This window comes from Agrobacterium vitis (assembly GCF_037039395.1).
Taxonomy (GTDB): domain Bacteria; phylum Pseudomonadota; class Alphaproteobacteria; order Rhizobiales; family Rhizobiaceae; genus Allorhizobium; species Allorhizobium vitis_E.
The window spans coordinates 113,284-132,924 of record NZ_CP146242.1; the positions used below are offsets into that span (position 1 = coordinate 113,284).

Annotated in this window: 17 protein-coding genes; 2 read left to right on the top strand and 15 right to left on the bottom strand. The window is 56.9% G+C overall.

What is annotated here, in order from left to right; translation table 11 throughout:
* Positions 1–4: 4 nt before the first annotated feature.
* The 13 genes from rplP to rpsL form a co-directional block, all read right to left on the bottom strand.
* On the bottom strand, positions 5–418 hold the full coding sequence (gene rplP, locus V6582_RS03060; RefSeq protein ID WP_015915745.1) for a 50S ribosomal protein L16: 414 nt from the start codon (positions 416–418) through the stop codon (positions 5–7).
* 37 nt (positions 419–455) lie between these two features.
* On the bottom strand, positions 456–1,169 hold the full coding sequence (gene rpsC, locus V6582_RS03065) for a 30S ribosomal protein S3 (RefSeq protein WP_041696471.1): 714 nt from the start codon (positions 1,167–1,169) through the stop codon (positions 456–458).
* Positions 1,169–1,558, bottom strand: coding sequence for a 50S ribosomal protein L22 (rplV, locus tag V6582_RS03070; RefSeq protein WP_015915743.1), 390 nt, complete (start codon positions 1,556–1,558; stop codon positions 1,169–1,171). The genes rpsC and rplV overlap by 1 nt, the downstream gene beginning before the upstream one ends.
* Before the next feature lie 2 nt (positions 1,559–1,560).
* Complete coding sequence (gene rpsS, locus V6582_RS03075) at positions 1,561–1,839, bottom strand: 30S ribosomal protein S19 (RefSeq protein WP_015915742.1); 279 nt, start codon at positions 1,837–1,839, stop codon at positions 1,561–1,563.
* A 15-nt stretch (positions 1,840–1,854) separates the two neighbouring features.
* Entirely contained in the window at positions 1,855–2,691 is an 837-nt protein-coding gene (gene rplB / locus V6582_RS03080; protein WP_015915741.1) for a 50S ribosomal protein L2, read from the bottom strand.
* An 11-nt stretch (positions 2,692–2,702) separates the two neighbouring features.
* Positions 2,703–2,996 carry a 50S ribosomal protein L23 gene (locus tag V6582_RS03085; protein WP_015915740.1) on the bottom strand — a complete coding sequence of 98 codons (294 nt, stop codon included), beginning with the start codon at positions 2,994–2,996 and terminating at the stop codon, positions 2,703–2,705.
* Positions 2,993–3,613: a 50S ribosomal protein L4 gene (gene rplD / locus V6582_RS03090; protein ID WP_060715703.1), complete on the bottom strand. Its 621-nt coding sequence runs from the start codon at positions 3,611–3,613 to the stop codon at positions 2,993–2,995. Before rplD ends, V6582_RS03085 begins: the two co-directional genes overlap by 4 nt.
* Positions 3,614–3,625: 12 nt before the next feature.
* Positions 3,626–4,267: a 50S ribosomal protein L3 gene (gene rplC / locus V6582_RS03095; protein ID WP_070167171.1), complete on the bottom strand. Its 642-nt coding sequence runs from the start codon at positions 4,265–4,267 to the stop codon at positions 3,626–3,628.
* Positions 4,268–4,438: 171 nt separating this feature from the next.
* Positions 4,439–4,747 (bottom strand): 30S ribosomal protein S10, encoded by a 309-nt coding sequence (gene rpsJ, locus V6582_RS03100; protein WP_006728688.1) that lies wholly within the window; start codon positions 4,745–4,747, stop codon positions 4,439–4,441.
* 321 nt (positions 4,748–5,068) lie between these two features.
* Positions 5,069–6,244 (bottom strand): elongation factor Tu, encoded by a 1,176-nt coding sequence (gene tuf / locus V6582_RS03105; RefSeq protein ID WP_060715705.1) that lies wholly within the window; start codon positions 6,242–6,244, stop codon positions 5,069–5,071.
* A gap of 71 nt (positions 6,245–6,315) precedes the next feature.
* A complete protein-coding gene (fusA, locus tag V6582_RS03110) occupies positions 6,316–8,415 on the bottom strand; it encodes an elongation factor G (protein WP_156634711.1) in 2,100 nt (699 codons plus the stop codon).
* A 34-nt stretch (positions 8,416–8,449) separates the two neighbouring features.
* Positions 8,450–8,920, bottom strand: a complete 471-nt coding sequence (rpsG, locus tag V6582_RS03115) for a 30S ribosomal protein S7 (RefSeq protein WP_015915736.1) — start codon at positions 8,918–8,920, stop codon at positions 8,450–8,452.
* Positions 8,921–9,002: 82 nt separating this feature from the next.
* Positions 9,003–9,374, bottom strand: coding sequence for a 30S ribosomal protein S12 (rpsL, locus tag V6582_RS03120; RefSeq protein ID WP_003507760.1), 372 nt, complete (start codon positions 9,372–9,374; stop codon positions 9,003–9,005).
* Between the two features lie 680 nt (positions 9,375–10,054).
* On the opposite strand from rpsL, the gene V6582_RS03125 reads away from it, so the two are divergent.
* Entirely contained in the window at positions 10,055–10,348 is a 294-nt protein-coding gene (locus V6582_RS03125; protein ID WP_015915734.1) for a hypothetical protein, read from the top strand.
* Positions 10,349–10,359: 11 nt separating this feature from the next.
* Complete coding sequence (locus V6582_RS03130; protein WP_156634712.1) at positions 10,360–10,794, top strand: NUDIX hydrolase; 435 nt, start codon at positions 10,360–10,362, stop codon at positions 10,792–10,794.
* 251 nt (positions 10,795–11,045) lie between these two features.
* On the opposite strand, the gene rpoC is transcribed toward V6582_RS03130, so the two are convergent.
* Complete coding sequence (gene rpoC, locus V6582_RS03135; protein ID WP_156634713.1) at positions 11,046–15,257, bottom strand: DNA-directed RNA polymerase subunit beta'; 4,212 nt, start codon at positions 15,255–15,257, stop codon at positions 11,046–11,048.
* Between the two features lie 184 nt (positions 15,258–15,441).
* Positions 15,442–19,581: a DNA-directed RNA polymerase subunit beta gene (rpoB, locus tag V6582_RS03140; RefSeq protein WP_156634714.1), complete on the bottom strand. Its 4,140-nt coding sequence runs from the start codon at positions 19,579–19,581 to the stop codon at positions 15,442–15,444.
* Positions 19,582–19,641: the final 60 nt, after the last annotated feature.

Here is a 19,641-nt window from a genome sequence, read left to right on the forward strand (position 1 = left end):
ATCCTTACTCTGCAATGCGCTGTACGAAGCGCGTTTTCACCGAGAGCTTGGCCGAACCGAGACGCAGCGCCTCGCGGGCGATTTCCTCGGACACACCGTCGATCTCGAACATCATACGGCCGGGCTTGACCTTGCATGCCCAGTATTCGACAGAGCCCTTACCCTTACCCATACGGACTTCGGTAGGCTTTGCCGTGACTGGCACATCGGGGAACACCCGGATCCACACGCGACCTGCGCGCTTCATGTAACGCGTGATCGCGCGGCGAGCCGCTTCGATCTCGCGTGCATTGACGCGGTTAGGCTCAAGAGCCTTCAGGCCGAATTCACCGAACGCCAGGTCGAAACCGCCCTTGGCAACGCCCTTGATGCGTCCCTTGAACTGCTTGCGGTACTTGGTACGCTTTGGCTGCAACATTTATCTATTCTCCGAACTTTTCTCCGGGCGCGCCTAATCAGGCGTTCTCGCGACGACGGTTGTTGTTGTTGCCGCCTTGGGCGTCGCTTTCCAGCGCCCGGCGCTCGGAGGCCATTGGATCGTGCTCAAGGATTTCGCCCTTGAAGATCCAGACCTTGATGCCGCAAATACCATAAGCGGTCGTAGCTTCAGCTACACCGTAATCGATATCGGCACGCAGCGTATGAAGCGGCACGCGACCTTCGCGGTACCATTCCGTACGAGCGATTTCGGCACCACCGAGACGGCCAGCGCAAGTGATCTTGATGCCTTCGGCACCCAGACGCATGGCGGACTGTACGGCGCGCTTCATGGCACGACGGAACGCGATACGGCGCTCGAGCTGCTGGGCGATCGACTGAGCGACCAGCGTTGCATCGACTTCCGGCTTGCGCACTTCAACAATGTTGAGGTGCGTTTCGGAATTGGTCATTTCGGAAAGCTTCTTGCGAAGCTTTTCGATGTCTGCACCCTTCTTGCCGATGATCAAACCCGGACGAGCCGAGTGGATCGTAACGCGGCACTTCTTGTGCGGACGCTCGATAACCACCTTGGCGATACCGGCCTGCTTCAGCTCATCCATCAAATAGGCGCGGATCTTCAGGTCTTCATGAAGAAGTTTGCCATATTCGGCGTTGTCGGCGAACCAACGGCTATCCCAGGTCCTGTTAATGCCCAGGCGGAAACCGATTGGATTGATTTTCTGACCCATTATGCGGCCTCCCCTTTGGCTTCGACTTCGCGCACGACAATCGTCAGATGCGAGAATGGCTTTTCAATGCGCGATGCGCGGCCACGGCCACGAGCGTGGAAACGCTTCATGGTGATCGATTTACCAACATAGGCTTCGGCGACGATCAACTGATCGACGTCGAGGTCGTGGTTGTTCTCGGCGTTTGCAATGGCCGATTCCAGTGTCTTCTTCACTGTATCTGCAATGCGCTTGCGCGAGAATGTCAGGTCGGCCAGAGCGCGGTCGACCTTCTTGCCACGGATCAAAGCTGCAACCAGGTTGAGCTTCTGAGGGCTTACGCGGAGCGTGCGCGCAACGGCCTGCGCCTCGTTATCCTTCAGCCGGCGTTCGGCTTTTGCCTTGCCCATCGTTACTTCCTCTTCGCTTTCTTGTCCGCACCGTGACCGTAATAGGTCCGGGTCGGAGCGAATTCACCGAATTTATGGCCAACCATGTCTTCGTTGACGCTGACCGGGATATGCTTGCTGCCGTTATAGACGCCGAACGTCAAACCGACAAACTGGGGCAAGATCGTAGACCGACGGGTCCACATCTTGATCACTTCGCTACGACCGCTCTCGCGAACTTTTTCAGCCTTCTTAAGAAGGTAGCCGTCAACGAAGGGGCCTTTCCATACTGAACGAGCCATCTCTGACTACCTCTCTTACTTCTTCTTCTGGTGGCGGGAACGCATGATGAACTTGTCCGTTGACTTGTTCGACCGCGTACGCTTGCCCTTGGTCGGCTTGCCCCAAGGGGAAACCGGATGACGGCCACCGGAGGTGCGGCCTTCACCACCGCCGTGCGGGTGGTCGACTGGGTTCATGACGACGCCGCGAACGTGCGGACGCTTGCCGCGCCAACGCGAACGACCAGCCTTGCCGTCATTGATGTTGCCGTGGTCGGAGTTCGACACGGCGCCGACCGTTGCAAGGCAAGTGCCATGCACCAGGCGCTGTTCGCCAGAGCTGAGGCGCAGGATAGCCATGCCGGCATCGCGGCCAACCAACTGAACGTACGCACCAGCAGAACGGGCAACCTGACCGCCCTTGCCGGGCTTCAGTTCGACATTGTGAACGATGGAGCCGACCGGGACGTATTGCAGCGGCATAGCGTTGCCGGGCTTTACGTCGACAGCCTTGTCCGATGCGATCACCTTGTCACCGGCTGCCAAACGCTGCGGAGCCAGGATATAGGCCTGCTCGCCATCGGCATAGGTGATAAGCGCAATGAACGCCGTACGGTTGGGGTCGTATTCCAGACGCTCGACAGTGCCTTCTACGTCGAACTTACGACGCTTGAAATCCACCAGACGATAGGTGCGCTTGTGACCGCCGCCCTGAAAGCGAACGGTGATGCGACCGAGATTGTTGCGACCGCCCTTCGAAGACAGACCCTCGGTCAGCGACTTGACAGGCTTGCCCTTGTAAAGGCCCGACCGGTCAACGATGACCAGCTGACGCTGGCTCGGGGTTGTCGGATTGAAATTTTTCAATGCCATTTTTCTGTTCCTCAGAGACCGGTGGAGACGTCGATGGACTGACCCTCGGCGAGCGTAACGATCGCCTTCTTCACATCCTTCTGCTTACCGGCGAAGCCGCGGAAACGCTTAGTCTTGCCCTTGCGGAGCAGCGTATTCACAGCTGTGACCTTGACACCGAACAGTGCTTCGACGGCAGCCTTGATTTCAGGCTTGGAAGCAGTCCGGGCGACGTTGAAGACCACCTGGTTAAAATCGGAAACCAGCGTGGACTTTTCAGTGATCGATGGAGATACGATCACGTCGTAGTGGCGAAGATCAGTCATTTGAACCGCTCCTCCAGAGCTTCAACCGCAGCCTTGGAAAGCACGAGCTTACCGCGACGCAGAATGTCATAAACGTTGATGCCCTGAACCGGCAGAACATCGATATTCGGGATGTTCGCGGCAGCGAGCTTGAAATTGACGTCGAGTTCGACGCCGCCAATCACCAGTGCGTTCTTCAGCCCGAGAGCCTCGAACACGCCAACGGCGGCCTTGGTCTTGGCATCGGCAGCAACCAGCTGATCGACGATGATCAGTTCATCAGCCTTGAACTTGGCAGACAGAGCGTGACGCAGGGCGAGAGCGCGAACCTTCTTGGGAAGATCATGCTCGTGGCTGCGAACGACCGGGCCGTGGGCCTTGCCGCCGCCGCGGAACTGCGGAGCGCGAGCAGAATGGTGACGAGCGCGGCCCGTACCCTTCTGCTTGTACATCTTGGCACCGGTGCGCGATACTTCGGCACGGGTCTTGGTCTTGTGCGTGCCCTGCTGCTTCTTGGCAAGCTGCCAACGCACCATGCGCGCAATGATATCTTCACGGGGTTCGAGGCCGAAAATGGCGTCGGACAGGGAAACCGTACCGGCATCCTTCCCCTCGAGGGTCTTGACGTTGAGTTCCATGGTTTGGCTCCCTTACTTCGCTGCCGACTTGACGGCGTCGCGCACGATGATCCAGGAACCCTTGGAACCGGGCACAGCGCCCTTCACAAGGATAAGACCGCGATCTTCATCGGTCGAAACGACTTCCAGATTCTGGGTGGTGACGCGGGTCTGACCCATGTGACCGGCCATACGCTTGCCCTTCCAGACCTTGCCCGGATCCTGATTGGAACCAGTCGAGCCATGCGAACGGTGCGAAACGGACACGCCGTGGGTTGCACGAAGACCGCCGAAATTGTGGCGCTTCATCGCACCGGCAAAACCCTTACCGATCGTGGTGCCGGTAACGTCAACCAGCTGGCCAGCAGCAAAGTGACCAGCCTTCAACTCAGCACCGATCTCGATGAGGTTGTCTTCGGAAACGCGAAATTCGACGAGCTTGGCCTTCGGCTCGACGTTTGCAGCGGCAAAATTGCCGCGCATTGCCTTGGATGTATTCTTGACCTTGGCCTGACCGGCGCCGAGTTGAACGGCAGTGTAGCCGTGCTTATCGACAGTCCGCTGAGCCAGGACCTGGCAGTTATCCAAGCGTAGTACTGTTACCGGGACATGCTCGCCGGCGTCATTATAGACCCGGGTCATTCCCACTTTCTGTGCAATCACACCTGAACGCATCGGTTCATTCCTCTTGAGAGTAAAACAAGCGCCTTACGGCTCTTGCCCGCCTCTTTGTTTAAGGATTCCATTCCAGTCCTTCCAGACTTTCAGGTTTCCCGTTTCGAGAAGTCGTTGGCAGGTCTTGCCACGTACCTTCCTTGTTATTTCGGCTCTCGCCGGAATTGGTTTTTAAAGCTTGATTTCGACGTCTACGCCGGCAGCCAGGTCGAGCTTCATCAAAGCGTCGACGGTCTGCGGAGTCGGATCAACAATGTCCAGCAGACGCTTATGCGTGCGCATTTCAAACTGTTCGCGGCTCTTCTTGTCGACGTGGGGCGAACGGTTGACGGTGAATTTTTCAATACGGGTCGGAAGCGGAACCGGGCCGCGGACGCTTGCACCGGTGCGCTTGGCGGTAGAAACGATCTCCCGCGTAGAGGCATCGAGAACCCGGTGATCAAACGCCTTCAGGCGGATACGGATATTCTGGCCGTTCATTCGACGTGTCCTTATTCGTTTTTCTTAAACGTCTCCGCTCACGCAAAGACAGTGAATTACCAATTTCTGGCCGGCCCCGTATTGTCAAAAATCACAAGGACGGTTCGACGTCCATGTCACCTTACTGCATCAGGGACCCTACCAGTGCAACCCAAGACCGGGTCGCGAAACTTAGCAGAGCCAGAGGAAAGAGGAGCGATACGCCGCTCTTCCTTGTTCGTGGCGGGGGCATACAACGTCCCCGTCAATTCGTCAACTGATTCCCGGAAATAAAGAAGCGCGGCATTGAATGCCGCGCTTCTTCGTCTGTATTAAGACGACTTATTCGATGATCGAAGCGACGATGCCGGCGCCGACGGTACGGCCGCCTTCGCGGATCGCGAAGCGCAGCTTTTCTTCCATCGCGATCGGAACGATCAGTTCAACCTGAACCGTCACGTTGTCACCAGGCATAACCATTTCCGTGCCTTCAGGCAGAGAAACAATACCGGTCACATCCGTCGTGCGGAAGTAGAACTGCGGACGGTAGTTGGTGAAGAACGGTGTATGACGACCGCCTTCTTCCTTCGTCAGGATGTAGGCTTCTGCCATGAACTTCTTGTGCGGCTTGACCGAACCGGGCTTGCACAGGATCTGACCACGCTCAACGCCGTCACGGTTCACACCGCGAACCAAGGCGCCGATGTTGTCGCCAGCCTGGCCCTGATCGAGCAGCTTGCGGAACATTTCAACGCCGGTAACCGTCGTCTTCGAGGTCGCGCGGATGCCGACGATTTCGACTTCTTCGCCAACCTTGACGATACCACGCTCAACGCGGCCCGTCACAACCGTACCACGGCCAGAGATCGAGAACACGTCTTCGATTGGCATCAGGAACGGCTGGTCGATCGGACGCTCAGGCGTCGGGATGTAGGCATCAACAGCCGCCATCAGTTCGCGGATCGCGTCTTCGCCGATCTTCTTGTCCGAATCTTCAAGAGCGGCCAAAGCCGAACCCTTGACAACCGGAATGTCGTCGCCCGGGAAGTCGTAGGACGACAGAAGTTCGCGCACTTCCAGTTCGACCAGTTCCAGAAGCTCGGCGTCGTCAACCTGGTCAACCTTGTTCAGGAACACGACGATCGCGGGAACGCCAACCTGACGGGCCAGCAGGATGTGCTCGCGGGTCTGCGGCATCGGGCCATCGGCAGCCGAGCAAACCAGGATCGCGCCGTCCATCTGCGCTGCACCGGTGATCATGTTCTTGACGTAGTCGGCGTGGCCGGGGCAGTCAACGTGAGCGTAGTGACGAGCAGGTGTTTCATATTCAACGTGGGCCGTCGAAATGGTGATACCACGTGCCTTTTCTTCCGGAGCGGCGTCGATTTGGTCATACGCCTTGAACTCGCCGAAATACTTCGTGATTGCTGCCGTCAGCGATGTCTTGCCGTGGTCAACGTGGCCGATCGTGCCGATGTTAACGTGCGGCTTGTTGCGCTCAAACTTACTCTTTGCCATTTTCGGCTCTCCATTATCTCATCCCCATGAAGGGGGAAATTCCTGTTATCTGTTCCGGCTGACTACCCCGATCATTTCTGACCGGAGTACTTTGCCTGAATTTCGGCAGCGACATTGCTCGGAACGGGCGAATAGTGATCGAACACCATCGAGTACTGAGCGCGACCCTGGCTCATGGAGCGCAGGTTGTCGACATATTTGAACATGTTGGCCAGCGGCACATGCGCGTTGATGACAACGGCGATACCACGGCTTTCCTGACCTTGGATCTGACCACGGCGGGAGTTCAGGTCGCCGATCACGTCACCGACGTAATCTTCCGGCGTCACGACTTCCACCTTCATCATCGGCTCGAGCAACTGAGCGCCAGCCTTCTTGGCTGCTTCACGGAAGCAGGCACGCGAGGCGATTTCGAAGGCCAGAACCGACGAGTCGACATCGTGGTATGCACCGTCGACCAGCGTCGCCTTGACGCCGAGCATCGGGAAGCCAGCCAGCGGACCAGAAGACAGAACGCTTTCGATGCCCTTTTGAACGCCGGGGATGTATTCCTTGGGAACCGAACCACCGACGATCTTCGAATCAAACTTGAAGTCATCGCCTTCAGGATTGGGTTCGAAGATGATCTTGACGCGGGCGAACTGACCCGTACCACCAGACTGCTTCTTGTGGGTGTAGTCTTCTTCATGCTGACGCGTAATGGTTTCGCGATAGGCAACCTGCGGCGCACCTACGGTTGCTTCTACCTTGAACTCACGACGCATACGGTCGACGATGATGTCCAGGTGAAGTTCACCCATGCCGGCGATGATCGTCTGGCCGGATTCCTGGTCGGTCTTGACGCGGAAGGACGGATCCTCAGCAGCCAGACGATTGAGCGCAAGGCCCATCTTTTCCTGGTCGCCCTTGGTCTTCGGCTCAATGGCGATCTGAATGACCGGCTCGGGGAATTCCATGCGCTCCAGAATAACCTGGTTCAGGGGATCGCAGAGCGTATCGCCCGTGGTGCTTTCCTTCAGGCCAGCCAGAGCAACGATGTCGCCTGCAAAGGCTTCTTCGATGTCTTCACGGCTGTTGGAATGCATCTGAAGCATACGGCCAACGCGTTCGCGCTTTTCCTTCACCGTGTTCATGACCGACGCGCCCTTTTCGAGCTTGCCAGAATAGATACGGCAGAATGTCAGCGAACCAACAAAGGGGTCGTTCATGATCTTGAACGCCAGCATCGACAAAGGCTCTGCATCATCAGGATGACGTTCGATTTCAGCGTCGGTCTTGACGTCGATACCCTTGATGGCAGGGATATCGAGCGGCGAAGGCAGATATTCGCAAACAGCGTCGAGCAAAGGCTGAACGCCCTTGTTCTTAAAGGCCGTACCGCAGAACATCGGATGGAACTTGACTTCAATCGTGCCCTGACGAACGAGAGCGCGAATCTTGTCATTATCAGGCATGATGCCGTTCAGGTAGTCTTCCATCGCCTGTTCGTCGATCTCGACAACGGTCTCGATCAGCTTTTCGCGATATTCAACGGCCTTTTCCTTCAGGTCGTCGGGGATTTCCACAACGTCCCAGGCAGCACCCAGCGATTCATCACGCCAGACGAGAGCGTTCATCTCAATCAGGTCAACAACGCCCTTGAACTCTGTTTCAGCGCCGATTGGCAGCTGCATGACAACAGCGGTGGCGCCGAGACGGGTCTTGATCATTTCTACCGAACGGTAGAAGTCAGCACCGGTCTTGTCCATCTTGTTGCAGAAGATCATCCGCGGAACGTTGTACTTCTCAGCCTGACGCCAGACGGTTTCGGTCTGCGGTTCAACACCAGCGTTGGCATCGAGAAGTGCGATAGCACCGTCGAGCACGCGGAGCGAACGTTCGACTTCAATCGTGAAATCGACGTGGCCGGGGGTGTCGATGATGTTGAAACGGCGCATCTTGCCATCGCGACCCTTCCAGTAGGTCGTGGTCGCAGCAGAGGTGATGGTGATACCACGCTCCTGCTCCTGCTCCATCCAGTCCATCGTGGCTGCGCCATCATGAACTTCGCCGATCTTGTGCGACTTGCCGGTGTAGTAGAGAATCCGCTCAGTCGTCGTGGTCTTGCCGGCGTCGATATGCGCCATGATCCCGAAATTGCGGTAGTCTTCGATTTTATATTCGCGAGCCATAGTGGACTGCCTTTCGATATTCGATCGTCTAAGATTACCAGCGGTAATGCGAGAAGGCGCGGTTGGCGTCGGCCATCTTATGCGTGTCTTCACGCTTCTTGACAGCGCTGCCGCGATTGTTGGAAGCGTCAAGCAATTCGCCGGACAGGCGATCGACCATGGTGGTCTCGTTGCGCTTGCGGGCGGCGATGATCAGCCAGCGAATGGCGAGCGCCTGGCGGCGCTCCGGACGGACGTCGACGGGAACCTGGTATGTTGCACCACCAACGCGGCGCGAACGAACTTCAACATGCGGGGCGACATTTTCAAGCGCCTGATGGAAGATTGCGATCGGCTCTGCCTTGGACTTTGCTTCAACGACATCGAAGGCACCGTAGACGATGCTTTCAGCAACGGACTTCTTGCCGTGCAACATGATGGCGTTCATGAACTTGGTGACGACCAGATCGCCGAACTTTGGGTCCGGGTTGATCTCACGCTTTTCGGCTTTATGGCGACGGGACATTTTACTTCGTCTCTCAACGGTTAGAACGCTTTATCACGCGGAGAACCTCGCGCAGCGCTGAATTTCAAAGAAGGCTTCCGACTTACTTCGGACGCTTTGCACCATACTTGGAACGGCGCTGCTTACGGTTCTTGACACCCTGGGTATCGAGAACACCACGGATGATGTGGTAACGAACGCCCGGCAAGTCCTTTACGCGGCCGCCACGGATCATGACGACAGAGTGTTCCTGCAGGTTGTGGCCTTCACCCGGAATGTAGCCGATGACTTCGAAGCCATTGGTCAAACGGATCTTGGCAACCTTACGCAGAGCCGAGTTCGGCTTCTTCGGGGTCGTGGTATAAACGCGGGTGCAAACGCCGCGCTTCTGTGGATTTTCCTGCAAGGCAGGAACCTTGTTGCGCTTTACCTGCGCCTGACGCGGCTTGCGGATCAGCTGATTTACGGTAGGCATAGAACCATCCCTTATAATTCTTGTCACTTGAGCCTTTTCAGGCCCGTTTGTGCCGTTTCCGGCGGCGCTCGCACAATTTTCGCCATGCGCGAAATGTGGCCCGATCCGGGCTTCCGGATGGACCACAAAAAGCAGAGGACGCATGCGAATGCGTCATGCGTGCAGCATTCATGTCTTCAAAGTGCGTTTGGATCCTAAGCCTGGGGCAAACTTCAGAACAATATGTCCTGAAAATCATAACCGTGCATTGGCTCCGATGCGGGGCGTACTACTGTTTTCACCCCGTTCCGTCAAGCCATGGCGCAAAATTAATAGCTCTCCAAAGCCCTGTGGCCGCTTTGGTCCCGGCCTATTTGCCTTTATGACGGGTTTCGATGGATTATGCAATTGTCATCGGCCAATTCCGACCTTGCTCATACCGATTTTCAGCCTGCGATAGAAGAATCGTTTTCATGCCTGCCAAACGGAGGGTTTTGCACATGAAGCTGAGCGATTTGGAATTTGCAACCAGCCTTCAGCTTGACGACGGCGGATGGCTCTATAACGATGAAATTATCGATTAGGTTATTGTGCCGAGGCGATTCCCGTCTACAAGACTTTCTAACCGTTGCTATCGCGGTCACCTGGCGGCTCGCTTGTCTCGAGCTATAAGAAAGGCGACCCGTCATAAGGACCGACTGATGATTTCGACCCCTGACAATGACAATAATTCGGACGGACCAATGGTCTTCATCATCATTGCCAAGGCCTATGAAGAAACGGGTACAGAAGGGATCGACCTGCATATTTTGCTGAGTGCGCCCGATGACGACTCCGCCGTGCGCGAGGCTTTGAATGCACTGGCCGAGGAAGGTTTCCTGGAAGCCGACCTGGACCAGATCGGCATGGTGACCGAACCACCTTCCGACGAGCCGCATGCCTCAGCTTATCAGGGCGCACTCGAAGGTGAAGTGGCGATCATCCGATTCAACTGAGCGAGCCATGAATGACAGGACATGTCATTGAAAAGGTCCTTGTCTATGCTACGCACCGCGACCGGCTCCTGGTTTTCGATGAGCCGGATTTTCCGCACATTCTACCGCAGGTGCCTGGCGGCACTGTTGAGCACGGTGAAAGCCCCGGCGCTGCGGCTTGTCGGGAATTTGAAGAGGAGACGGGCATTGCCTGTCCCTCGTCTCCCCGCGTTCTGACGTGTGTCTGTTATCGAGATGTTAGAGATGGAGTTTCCATCCACCACAGGCGTCACTTCTTCCACCTACCTTTACGTCACACTCTCTATCCGCAGGGCTGGATTCACAGCGAAACAAAACCCCACGGCGGAGGTGCTCCAGTGCGTTTTTCCTTCTTCTGGATAACCCTGGATGAGGCAAGCCAGCGGCTAGGCTACGAGCATGGCGCCGCCCTGCCCCTCCTCCCTTAGATATCCGTCAGGTTGTTACTGAGCCAAGCACCGGAATGCGTATTCCACGGATCACCTCGAAAAACTCCGACCTTCGTTGTTGCATATTCTTTAAACCGAAATCAGCTTAAAGAATTATGCAACAGATATAGAGAGCTGTAGCGAAGCTTTGTGCGCCGCATATGGCGCACAGCGCTGCAGGCAACATCATAAAACGGAAAAGCCGCCCGGATCGCTCCGGACGGCTTTTTATTTCGATTGCTCTGCACCGATTACTCGGCGGCAGGAGCACCCTCGCCTGCCATGTCGCGCAGCATCGGGGTTGCGAGATCCGCACCGGTTCCCTTGCGGCGTTCCTCGAGAATGAGGTCGTCGCGCGAGGTGGCGATACGGCGGATCTGCGTCATCGTACCACCGGTACCGGCCGGGATCAGACGACCGACGATGACGTTTTCCTTCAGGCCTTGCAGTGTATCGGTCTTGCCGGCAATTGCCGCTTCCGTGAGAACCTTGGTGGTTTCCTGGAAGGACGCAGCCGAGATGAAGGACGGCGTCTGCAGCGAGGCCTTGGTGATACCGAGCAATACCGGATCGCCAAAGGCAGGCTTCTTGCCTTCTTCAACCAGACGTTCGTTGGCTTCATCCAGCTCGATACGGTCGACATTGTCGCCAACGATATACTGGCTGTCGCCGCTGTCGGTGATCTCAACCTTCTGCAGCATCTGGCGAACGATCACCTCGATGTGCTTGTCGTTGATCACAACGCCCTGCAAGCGATAGACTTCCTGGATTTCGTTGACCAGGTAGCTTGCCAGCGCTTCGACACCCTTGATCGCCAGAATATCGTGCGGAGCCGGATTACCGTCGAGGATATAGTCACCCTTTTCGATATAGTCGCCTTCCTGAAGATGGAAGGGCTTGCCCTTCGGGATCAGGTATTCGACAGGCTCGACACCGTCTTCCGCCGGCTCGATGATAACGCGACGCTTGTTCTTGTAGTCGCGGCCCAGCCGGATCGTACCATCGATTTCAGCGATGATGGCGTGATCCTTCGGACGACGGGCTTCGAACAATTCGGCAACACGCGGCAGACCACCGGTGATGTCCTTGGTCTTGGCGCTTTCCATTGGCGAACGAGCAAGAACGTCACCCTGGGAGACGCGCTGGCCGGGTTCAACCGACAGGATCGCATCGACCGACAGCTGGAACCGGGCTTCACCACCACGCGGAACCTTGAGCACATTGCCCTGGGTGTCCTTGATGACGATTGCCGGCTTCAGATCGGCACCACGTGGCGTGGAACGCCAGTCGATAACCTGACGCTTGGTGATACCGGTGGACTCGTCGGTGGCTTCCAGAACAGAGATGCCGTCGACCAGATCCTCGAAATGGACGATACCTTCCACTTCAGTCATCATTGGGCGTGTGTATGGGTCCCACTCAGCCAAACGCTGACCGCGCTTGACCTTGTCGCCGTCGTCAACGAACAGCTTCGAACCATAAGCGACACGTTGCGAGGAGCGCTCGACACCGCGTTCGTCCAAAATCGTCAACGCGATGCTACGGCCCATGGCGACATAAATGCCGTCCGAGTTGCGCAACATGTTGCGGTTCTTGATCAGGATCGTGCCTTCATACGATGCTTCCAGGAACGATTGGTCAACCACGTTGGCCGTACCGCCCAAGTGGAACGTACGCATGGTCAGCTGGGTACCAGGCTCACCGATGGACTGGGCTGCGATAACACCCACTGCTTCACCCATGTTCACAGGTGTACCCCGGGCAAGGTCACGACCGTAGCAGATCGAGCAGACACCGGTCTGAACTTCGCAGGTCAGAGCCGAACGAATCCGGATCGACTGAATGCCAGCCTTTTCGATTTCGATGACATCGGCTTCAAGGATCATCCGGCCTGCATCAACGATGCGCTCACCCGTGACCGGATGATCGATGTCGTCGAGAGCCGTACGACCGAGAACCCGTACACCAATCGAAGCCACAACCTGACCGGCGTCAACAATCGCCGTCATGGTCAGGCCCTTGTCGGTACCGCAATCGACCAGATTGACGATGCAATCCTGCGCAACGTCAACCAGACGACGGGTCAGGTAACCGGAGTTCGCGGTCTTCAAGGCCGTGTCTGCCAGACCCTTACGGGCACCGTGGGTCGAGTTGAAGTACTCGTTAACGGTCAGACCTTCCTTAAAGTTCGAAATGATCGGCGTTTCAATGATTTCGCCCGATGGCTTGGCCATAAGACCACGCATACCACCCAGCTGACGCATCTGGTTCGGAGAACCACGCGCACCGGAGTGAGACATCATGTAAATCGCGTTCATCGGCTTTTGACGGCCAGTTTCCGGATCGAACTCAACAGCCTTAATACGGGCCATCATGTCTTCCGCAACCTTGTCAGTCGCCTTGCCCCAAGCGTCAACGACCTTGTTATACTTCTCACCCTGGGTGATCAGACCGTCGTTATACTGCTGTTCGTATTCCTTCACCAAGGATTCGGTGTCGCCGACGATCTTTACCTTGGAGTCCGGAATGACCATGTCATCCTTACCGAAGGAAATACCTGCCTTACATGCATGGCGGAAACCAAGCTGCATGATCCGGTCGCAGAAAATCACCGTGTCCTTCTGGCCGCAATGACGGTAGACCGTGTCGATCATCTTGGAGATGTTCTTCTTGGTCATTTCCTGGTTGCAGATGTCGAAGGGAACATTGACATTCTTCGGCAACAGTTCGCCGATCAGCATACGGCCAGGAGTGGTTTCGAAAATCTTCGAAACAGGCTTGCCTTCAGCATCCACGGTCTTGAACCGGCCACGGATCTTCGAATGCAGCGTCACGACCTTGTTTTCAAGCGCGTGATGCAGTTCGCCGATGTCCGAGAACACCATGCCTTCACCAGGCTCGTTCTGGTTCATGATCGACAGATAGTACAGTCCGAGAACCATGTCCTGTGACGGAACGATGATTGGTGCGCCGTTTGCCGGATGCAGGATGTTGTTGGTCGACATCATCAGCACGCGGGCTTCAAGCTGGGCTTCAAGCGACAGCGGCACGTGCACAGCCATCTGGTCGCCGTCAAAGTCGGCGTTGAAGGCGGTGCAGACCAGCGGATGCAGCTGGATAGCCTTGCCTTCGACCAGGATAGGCTCAAACGCCTGAATGCCAAGGCGGTGAAGCGTCGGAGCGCGGTTCAGAAGAACCGGATGCTCGCGGATAACCTCGTCCAGGATATCCCAGACTTCCGGCTTTTCCTTTTCAACCAGCTTCTTGGCCTGCTTGACGGTCGAGGAATATCCCTTGGCGTCGAGACGGGCATAGATGAACGGCTTGAAAAGCTCGAGCGCCATCTTCTTCGGCAGACCGCACTGGTGCAGCTTCAGTTCCGGGCCAGTCACGATAACCGAACGACCGGAATAGTCGACGCGCTTGCCGAGCAGGTTTTGACGGAAACGGCCCTGCTTGCCCTTGAGCATGTCGGACAGCGACTTCAGCGGACGCTTGTTGGCACCGGTGATGACGCGGCCACGGCGACCGTTGTCGAACAGCGCATCGACAGATTCCTGCAACATGCGCTTTTCGTTACGGATGATGATGCCCGGCGCGCGCAGCTCGATCAACCGCTTCAAACGGTTGTTACGGTTGATCACGCGGCGGTACAGATCGTTCAGGTCGGAGGTCGCAAAGCGGCCACCATCCAGCGGCACCAGCGGACGCAGGTCCGGCGGGATCACGGGAACAACCTTCATGATCATCCATTCAGGACGATTGCCGGATTCCATGAAGTTCTCAACGATCTTCAGGCGCTTCATCAGCTTCTTCTGCTTCAGGTCCGACGTGGTGTCGGCAAGATCCTGACGCAATTCGCCAGCGATGCGCTCGAGATTCATCGAGGCCAGCATTTCAAAGATGGCTTCCGCGCCGATCATGGCGGTGAACTGGTCTTCACCATATTCATCAACCGCCATCATGTATTCTTCTTCGGACAGAAGCTGGTTCTGCTTCAGGGCGGTGAGGCCCGGCTCCGTGACAATGTAGTTTTCGAAGTAGAGAACGCGCTCTACATCCTTCAACGTCATGTCGAGCAGGGTAGAAATGCGCGACGGCAGCGACTTCAGGAACCAGATATGGGCAACGGGAGCGGCCAGCTCGATATGGCCCATGCGCTCACGGCGAACACGCGACAGCGTCACTTCGACGCCGCACTTTTCGCAGATGATGCCCTTGTACTTCATGCGCTTGTACTTGCCGCACAGGCATTCGTAATCTTTGATCGGGCCAAAGATACGGGCGCAGAACAGACCGTCGCGCTCCGGCTTGAAAGTGCGGTAGTTGATGGTTTCAGGCTTTTTGATTTCGCCATACGACCAGGACAGGATCTTCTCCGGCGAGGCAATCGAAATCCGGATGGAATCGAAATGCTGCGCAGGGACCTGCGGGTTGAAAAGGTTCATGACCTCTTGGTTCATGCCTATCTCCTTGTGGGGCCTGAGGCCCTCAGCTTGGCGACGAATGTGGCCCTTCCCGGGAAGCCACACCGCGCCTTAAAACGACAATAACCGCTGAATGCGGCAAAAGTCCCCGCGCCGGTTGAAGTTTACAACTGGCAGAGGACGGCGCGCGCATCGAAACGCGCGCGCCCCACTGTCACTGTTATTCCGCAGCGTCCGGCAATGGGTTGACGGTATCGGTCGTTTCGAGCTTGGAATTCTCCAGCTCGACCGACAGACCAAGCGACCGCATTTCCTTGACGAGAACGTTGAAGCTTTCCGGAATACCGGCTTCGAACGTATCGTCGCCACGCACGATCGCCTCGTAGACCTTGGTACGACCGGCCACGTCGTCCGACTTCACCGTCAGCATTTCCTGCAGGGTATAGGCGGCGCCGTAAGCTTCCAGAGCCCAGACTTCCATTTCCCCGAAGCGCTGACCGCCGAACTGGGCCTTGCCGCCCAAAGGCTGCTGGGTGACGAGCGAGTAAGGGCCGATGGAGCGTGCATGGATCTTGTCGTCAACCAAGTGGTTGAGCTTGATCATGTACATGTAACCAACGGTGACCTTACGGTCGAAGGTTTCACCCGTACGTCCGTCATAGAGAACCGACTGGCCAGACGTGTGCAGACCGGCGCGGGTCAACATTTCCGAAACGTCGCTTTCATGCGCACCGTCGAAAACCGGCGTTGCGATGGAAAGTCCGCTCTTTGCCTGATCGGCCAACCGCAGAAGCGATTCGTCATCGAATCTGGCCACTTCGTCATGCGACTCGCTGGCGTAGAGATCGACCAGTTCGGTCCTGAGCTCGGTAATGTCGAGATGCTTCTGGTAATCCTCAAGCATCTGCCCGATCTTGCGACCCATGCCGGCGCAAGCCCAGGCAAGGTGGGTTTCAAGAATCTGGCCGACATTCATACGCGATGGCACGCCCAGCGGGTTCAGAACGATATCGACATGCGTACCGTCTTCCAGGAACGGCATGTCTTCGACCGGAACGATCCGCGACACGACACCCTTGTTACCGTGACGGCCAGCCATCTTGTCGCCTGGCTGGATCTTGCGCTTCACAGCGACAAAGACCTTGACCATCTTCATGACGCCCGGAGGCATTTCATCGCCGCGCTGGACCTTTTCGACCTTGTCCATGAAGCGCTGTTCAAGGCGCGACTTGGATTCGTCGTACTGGCCGCGAAGCGCTTCCAGCTCGCTTTGGACCTTCTCGTCTTCGACGGCAAACATCCACCATTGCGAACGCGGATATTCAGAAATGACGGCGTTGTTCAGCTCGACGCCCTTCTTGAAGCCCTTCGGACCGGCAATAGAAACCTGACCGCGCAGCGTGTCGAGCAAACGACCATAGACGTTGCGGTCCAGAATTGCCTGCTCATCGTCACGGTCCTTGGCGAGACGTTCGATTTCTTCGCGCTCGATGGCCATGGCGCGCTCGTCCTTTTCAACGCCGTGGCGGTTGAAAACACGAACTTCGACAATGGTCCCGAACGTGCCCGGAGGCATGCGCATCGAGGTATCGCGGACGTCAGAAGCCTTTTCACCGAAGATGGCGCGCAGAAGCTTTTCTTCCGGCGTCATCGGGCTTTCGCCCTTCGGAGTGATCTTGCCGACCAGGATATCGCCCGGCTGCACTTCCGCACCGATGTAGACGATACCGGCTTCATCGAGGTTACGCAGCGCTTCTTCCGAAACGTTCGGAATATCGCGGGTGATTTCTTCGGGTCCAAGCTTGGTGTCACGGGCCATGACTTCAAATTCCTCGATATGGATCGAGGTGAAGACGTCTTCCGAAACGATACGCTCCGACATGAGGATCGAGTCCTCATAGTTATAGCCGTTCCAGGGCATGAACGCGACAAGCGCGTTGCGGCCAAGCGCCAGGTCGCCGAGGTCGGTCGACGGACCGTCCGCGATGATATCGCCCTTGTTCAGAATATCGCCGACGGCGACCAGCGGGCGCTGGTTGACGCAGGTGTTCTGGTTGGAACGCTGGAACTTCTGCAGACGGTAGATATCAACACCGGACTTGCCGGCATCGAGATCTTCCGTGGCACGGATAACGATACGGGTCGCATCCACCTGGTCGACCACGCCGCCACGGCGAGCGCCGATCGCCGCACCGGAGTCACGCGCCACGATCGGCTCCATGCCGGTCCCAACGAACGGAGCTTCGGCTCGCAGCAACGGAACAGCCTGACGCTGCATGTTGGAGCCCATCAGCGCGCGGTTGGCGTCGTCGTTTTCCAGGAACGGAATAAGAGCGGCGGCAACGGACACGAGCTGCTTCGGCGAAACGTCCATCAGGTTGATGGTGTCGCGCGGCGACAGCATCACTTCCCCAGCGTGACGGCAAACGACGAATTCTTCGACGAATTGGCCTTCCGCGTTCAGCTCGGCATTGGCCTGCGCGACGTAATACTTGGCCTCTTCCATGGCGGAGAGGTAGATTACGTCCTTGGTCACAACACCGTCGATGATCTTACGATACGGGCTTTCGATGAAGCCGTATTTGTTGACCCGTGCGAAGGTGGCAAGCGAGTTGATCAGACCGATATTCGGGCCTTCAGGCGTCTCAATCGGGCAGATACGGCCGTAATGGGTGGGATGCACGTCGCGCACTTCAAAGCCGGCGCGCTCGCGGGTCAGACCACCCGGTCCAAGAGCCGAAAGACGGCGCTTGTGGGTGATTTCCGACAGCGGATTGACCTGGTCCATGAACTGGCTGAGCTGGGACGAACCGAAGAATTCGCGCACAGCAGCAGCAGCAGGCTTGGCATTGATCAGATCCTGCGGCATGACCGTGTCGATTTCGATCGACGACATGCGTTCCTTGATGGCGCGCTCCATGCGCAGCAGACCCAGACGATACTGGTTCTCCATCAATTCACCGACGGAACGAACACGGCGGTTGCCGAGGTTGTCGATGTCGTCGATTTCGCCCTTGCCGTCGCGCAGTTCGACCAGCATCTTGACCACGGCCAGGATGTCTTCCTTGCGCAGAACGCGCACGGTGTCGGCTACATCGAGGTCGAGGCGCATGTTCATCTTGACGCGGCCAACGGCCGACAGATCATAGCGCTCGCTGTCGAAGAACAGCGAGTTGAACATGGCTTCAGCCGAATCCATGGTTGGCGGTTCACCCGGACGCATGACGCGGTAGATATCGAACAGCGCGTCCTGACGGTTTTCGTTTTTATCGGCAGCCAGCGTGTTGCGGATATAGGCGCCGACATTGATATGGTCGATGCCCAGAACCGGGATTTCTTCGAAGCCTGCGTCCAGAATGATCGGCAGGGTCTTTTCGTCGATTTCGTCACCAGCTTCGAGATAGATCTCGCCGGTTGCGAAATTGACGATGTCTTCGGCCAGATAATTACCGTAGAGGTCTTCGTCGGTCGCCTTAAGGGCCTTCAGACCCTTGTCCTGCAACTGGCGCAGAAGACGCGGGGTGAGCTTCTTGCCGGCTTCGACAACGACTTCGCCGCTATCGGCGTCGACCATGTCGACGAGCGTCTTGGAGCCCTTCAGCGTTTCCGCCTGGAACGGCACGCGCCAGCCCTTGCCATCGCGCTTGTAGTCGGACTTCGAATAGAAGGTCGACAGGATCTCTTCGCCGTCCATGCCAAGCGCCATCAGCAGCGAGGTCACGGGGATCTTGCGGCGGCGGTCGATACGGGCGTGGACGATGTCCTTCGCGTCGAATTCGATATCGAGCCAGGAACCGCGATAAGGAATGACGCGGGCTGCAAACAGCAGCTTGCCCGAGGAATGGCTCTTGCCCTTGTCGTGGTCGAAGAACACGCCCGGCGAACGATGCATCTGCGAGACGATAACGCGCTCGGTGCCGTTGACGATAAACGTGCCGTTATTGGTCATCAGGGGCATGTCGCCCATGTAGACCGACTGTTCCTTGATGTCCTTGATCGAGCGGGCGCCCGTATCTTCATCAATATCGAACACGATCAGGCGCAACGTAACCTTCAGCGGTGCTGCATAGGTCAGATCGCGCTGGCGGCATTCATCAACATCGAACTTCGGCGGCTCGAATTCGTAGGACACGAATTCCAGCATCGAGGCACCGGAAAAATCGGTGATCGGGAAGACGGACTTGAAAACGGTTTGAAGTCCCTCGTCGGGACGACCGCCTTCAGGCTCGTCAACCATGAGGAACTGATCGTAAGATGCCTTCTGAACCTCGATGAGGTTCGGCATTTCTGCGACTTCTGGAATTTTTCCGAAAAACTTGCGTACGCGCCTGCGACCGTTAAAGGAAAGGGTCTGAGCCATCGTCGCTCCTTGTCAGTTTGCACCCGGGCCTGCAACAGACGAACACCGCTGGCCAGGCGG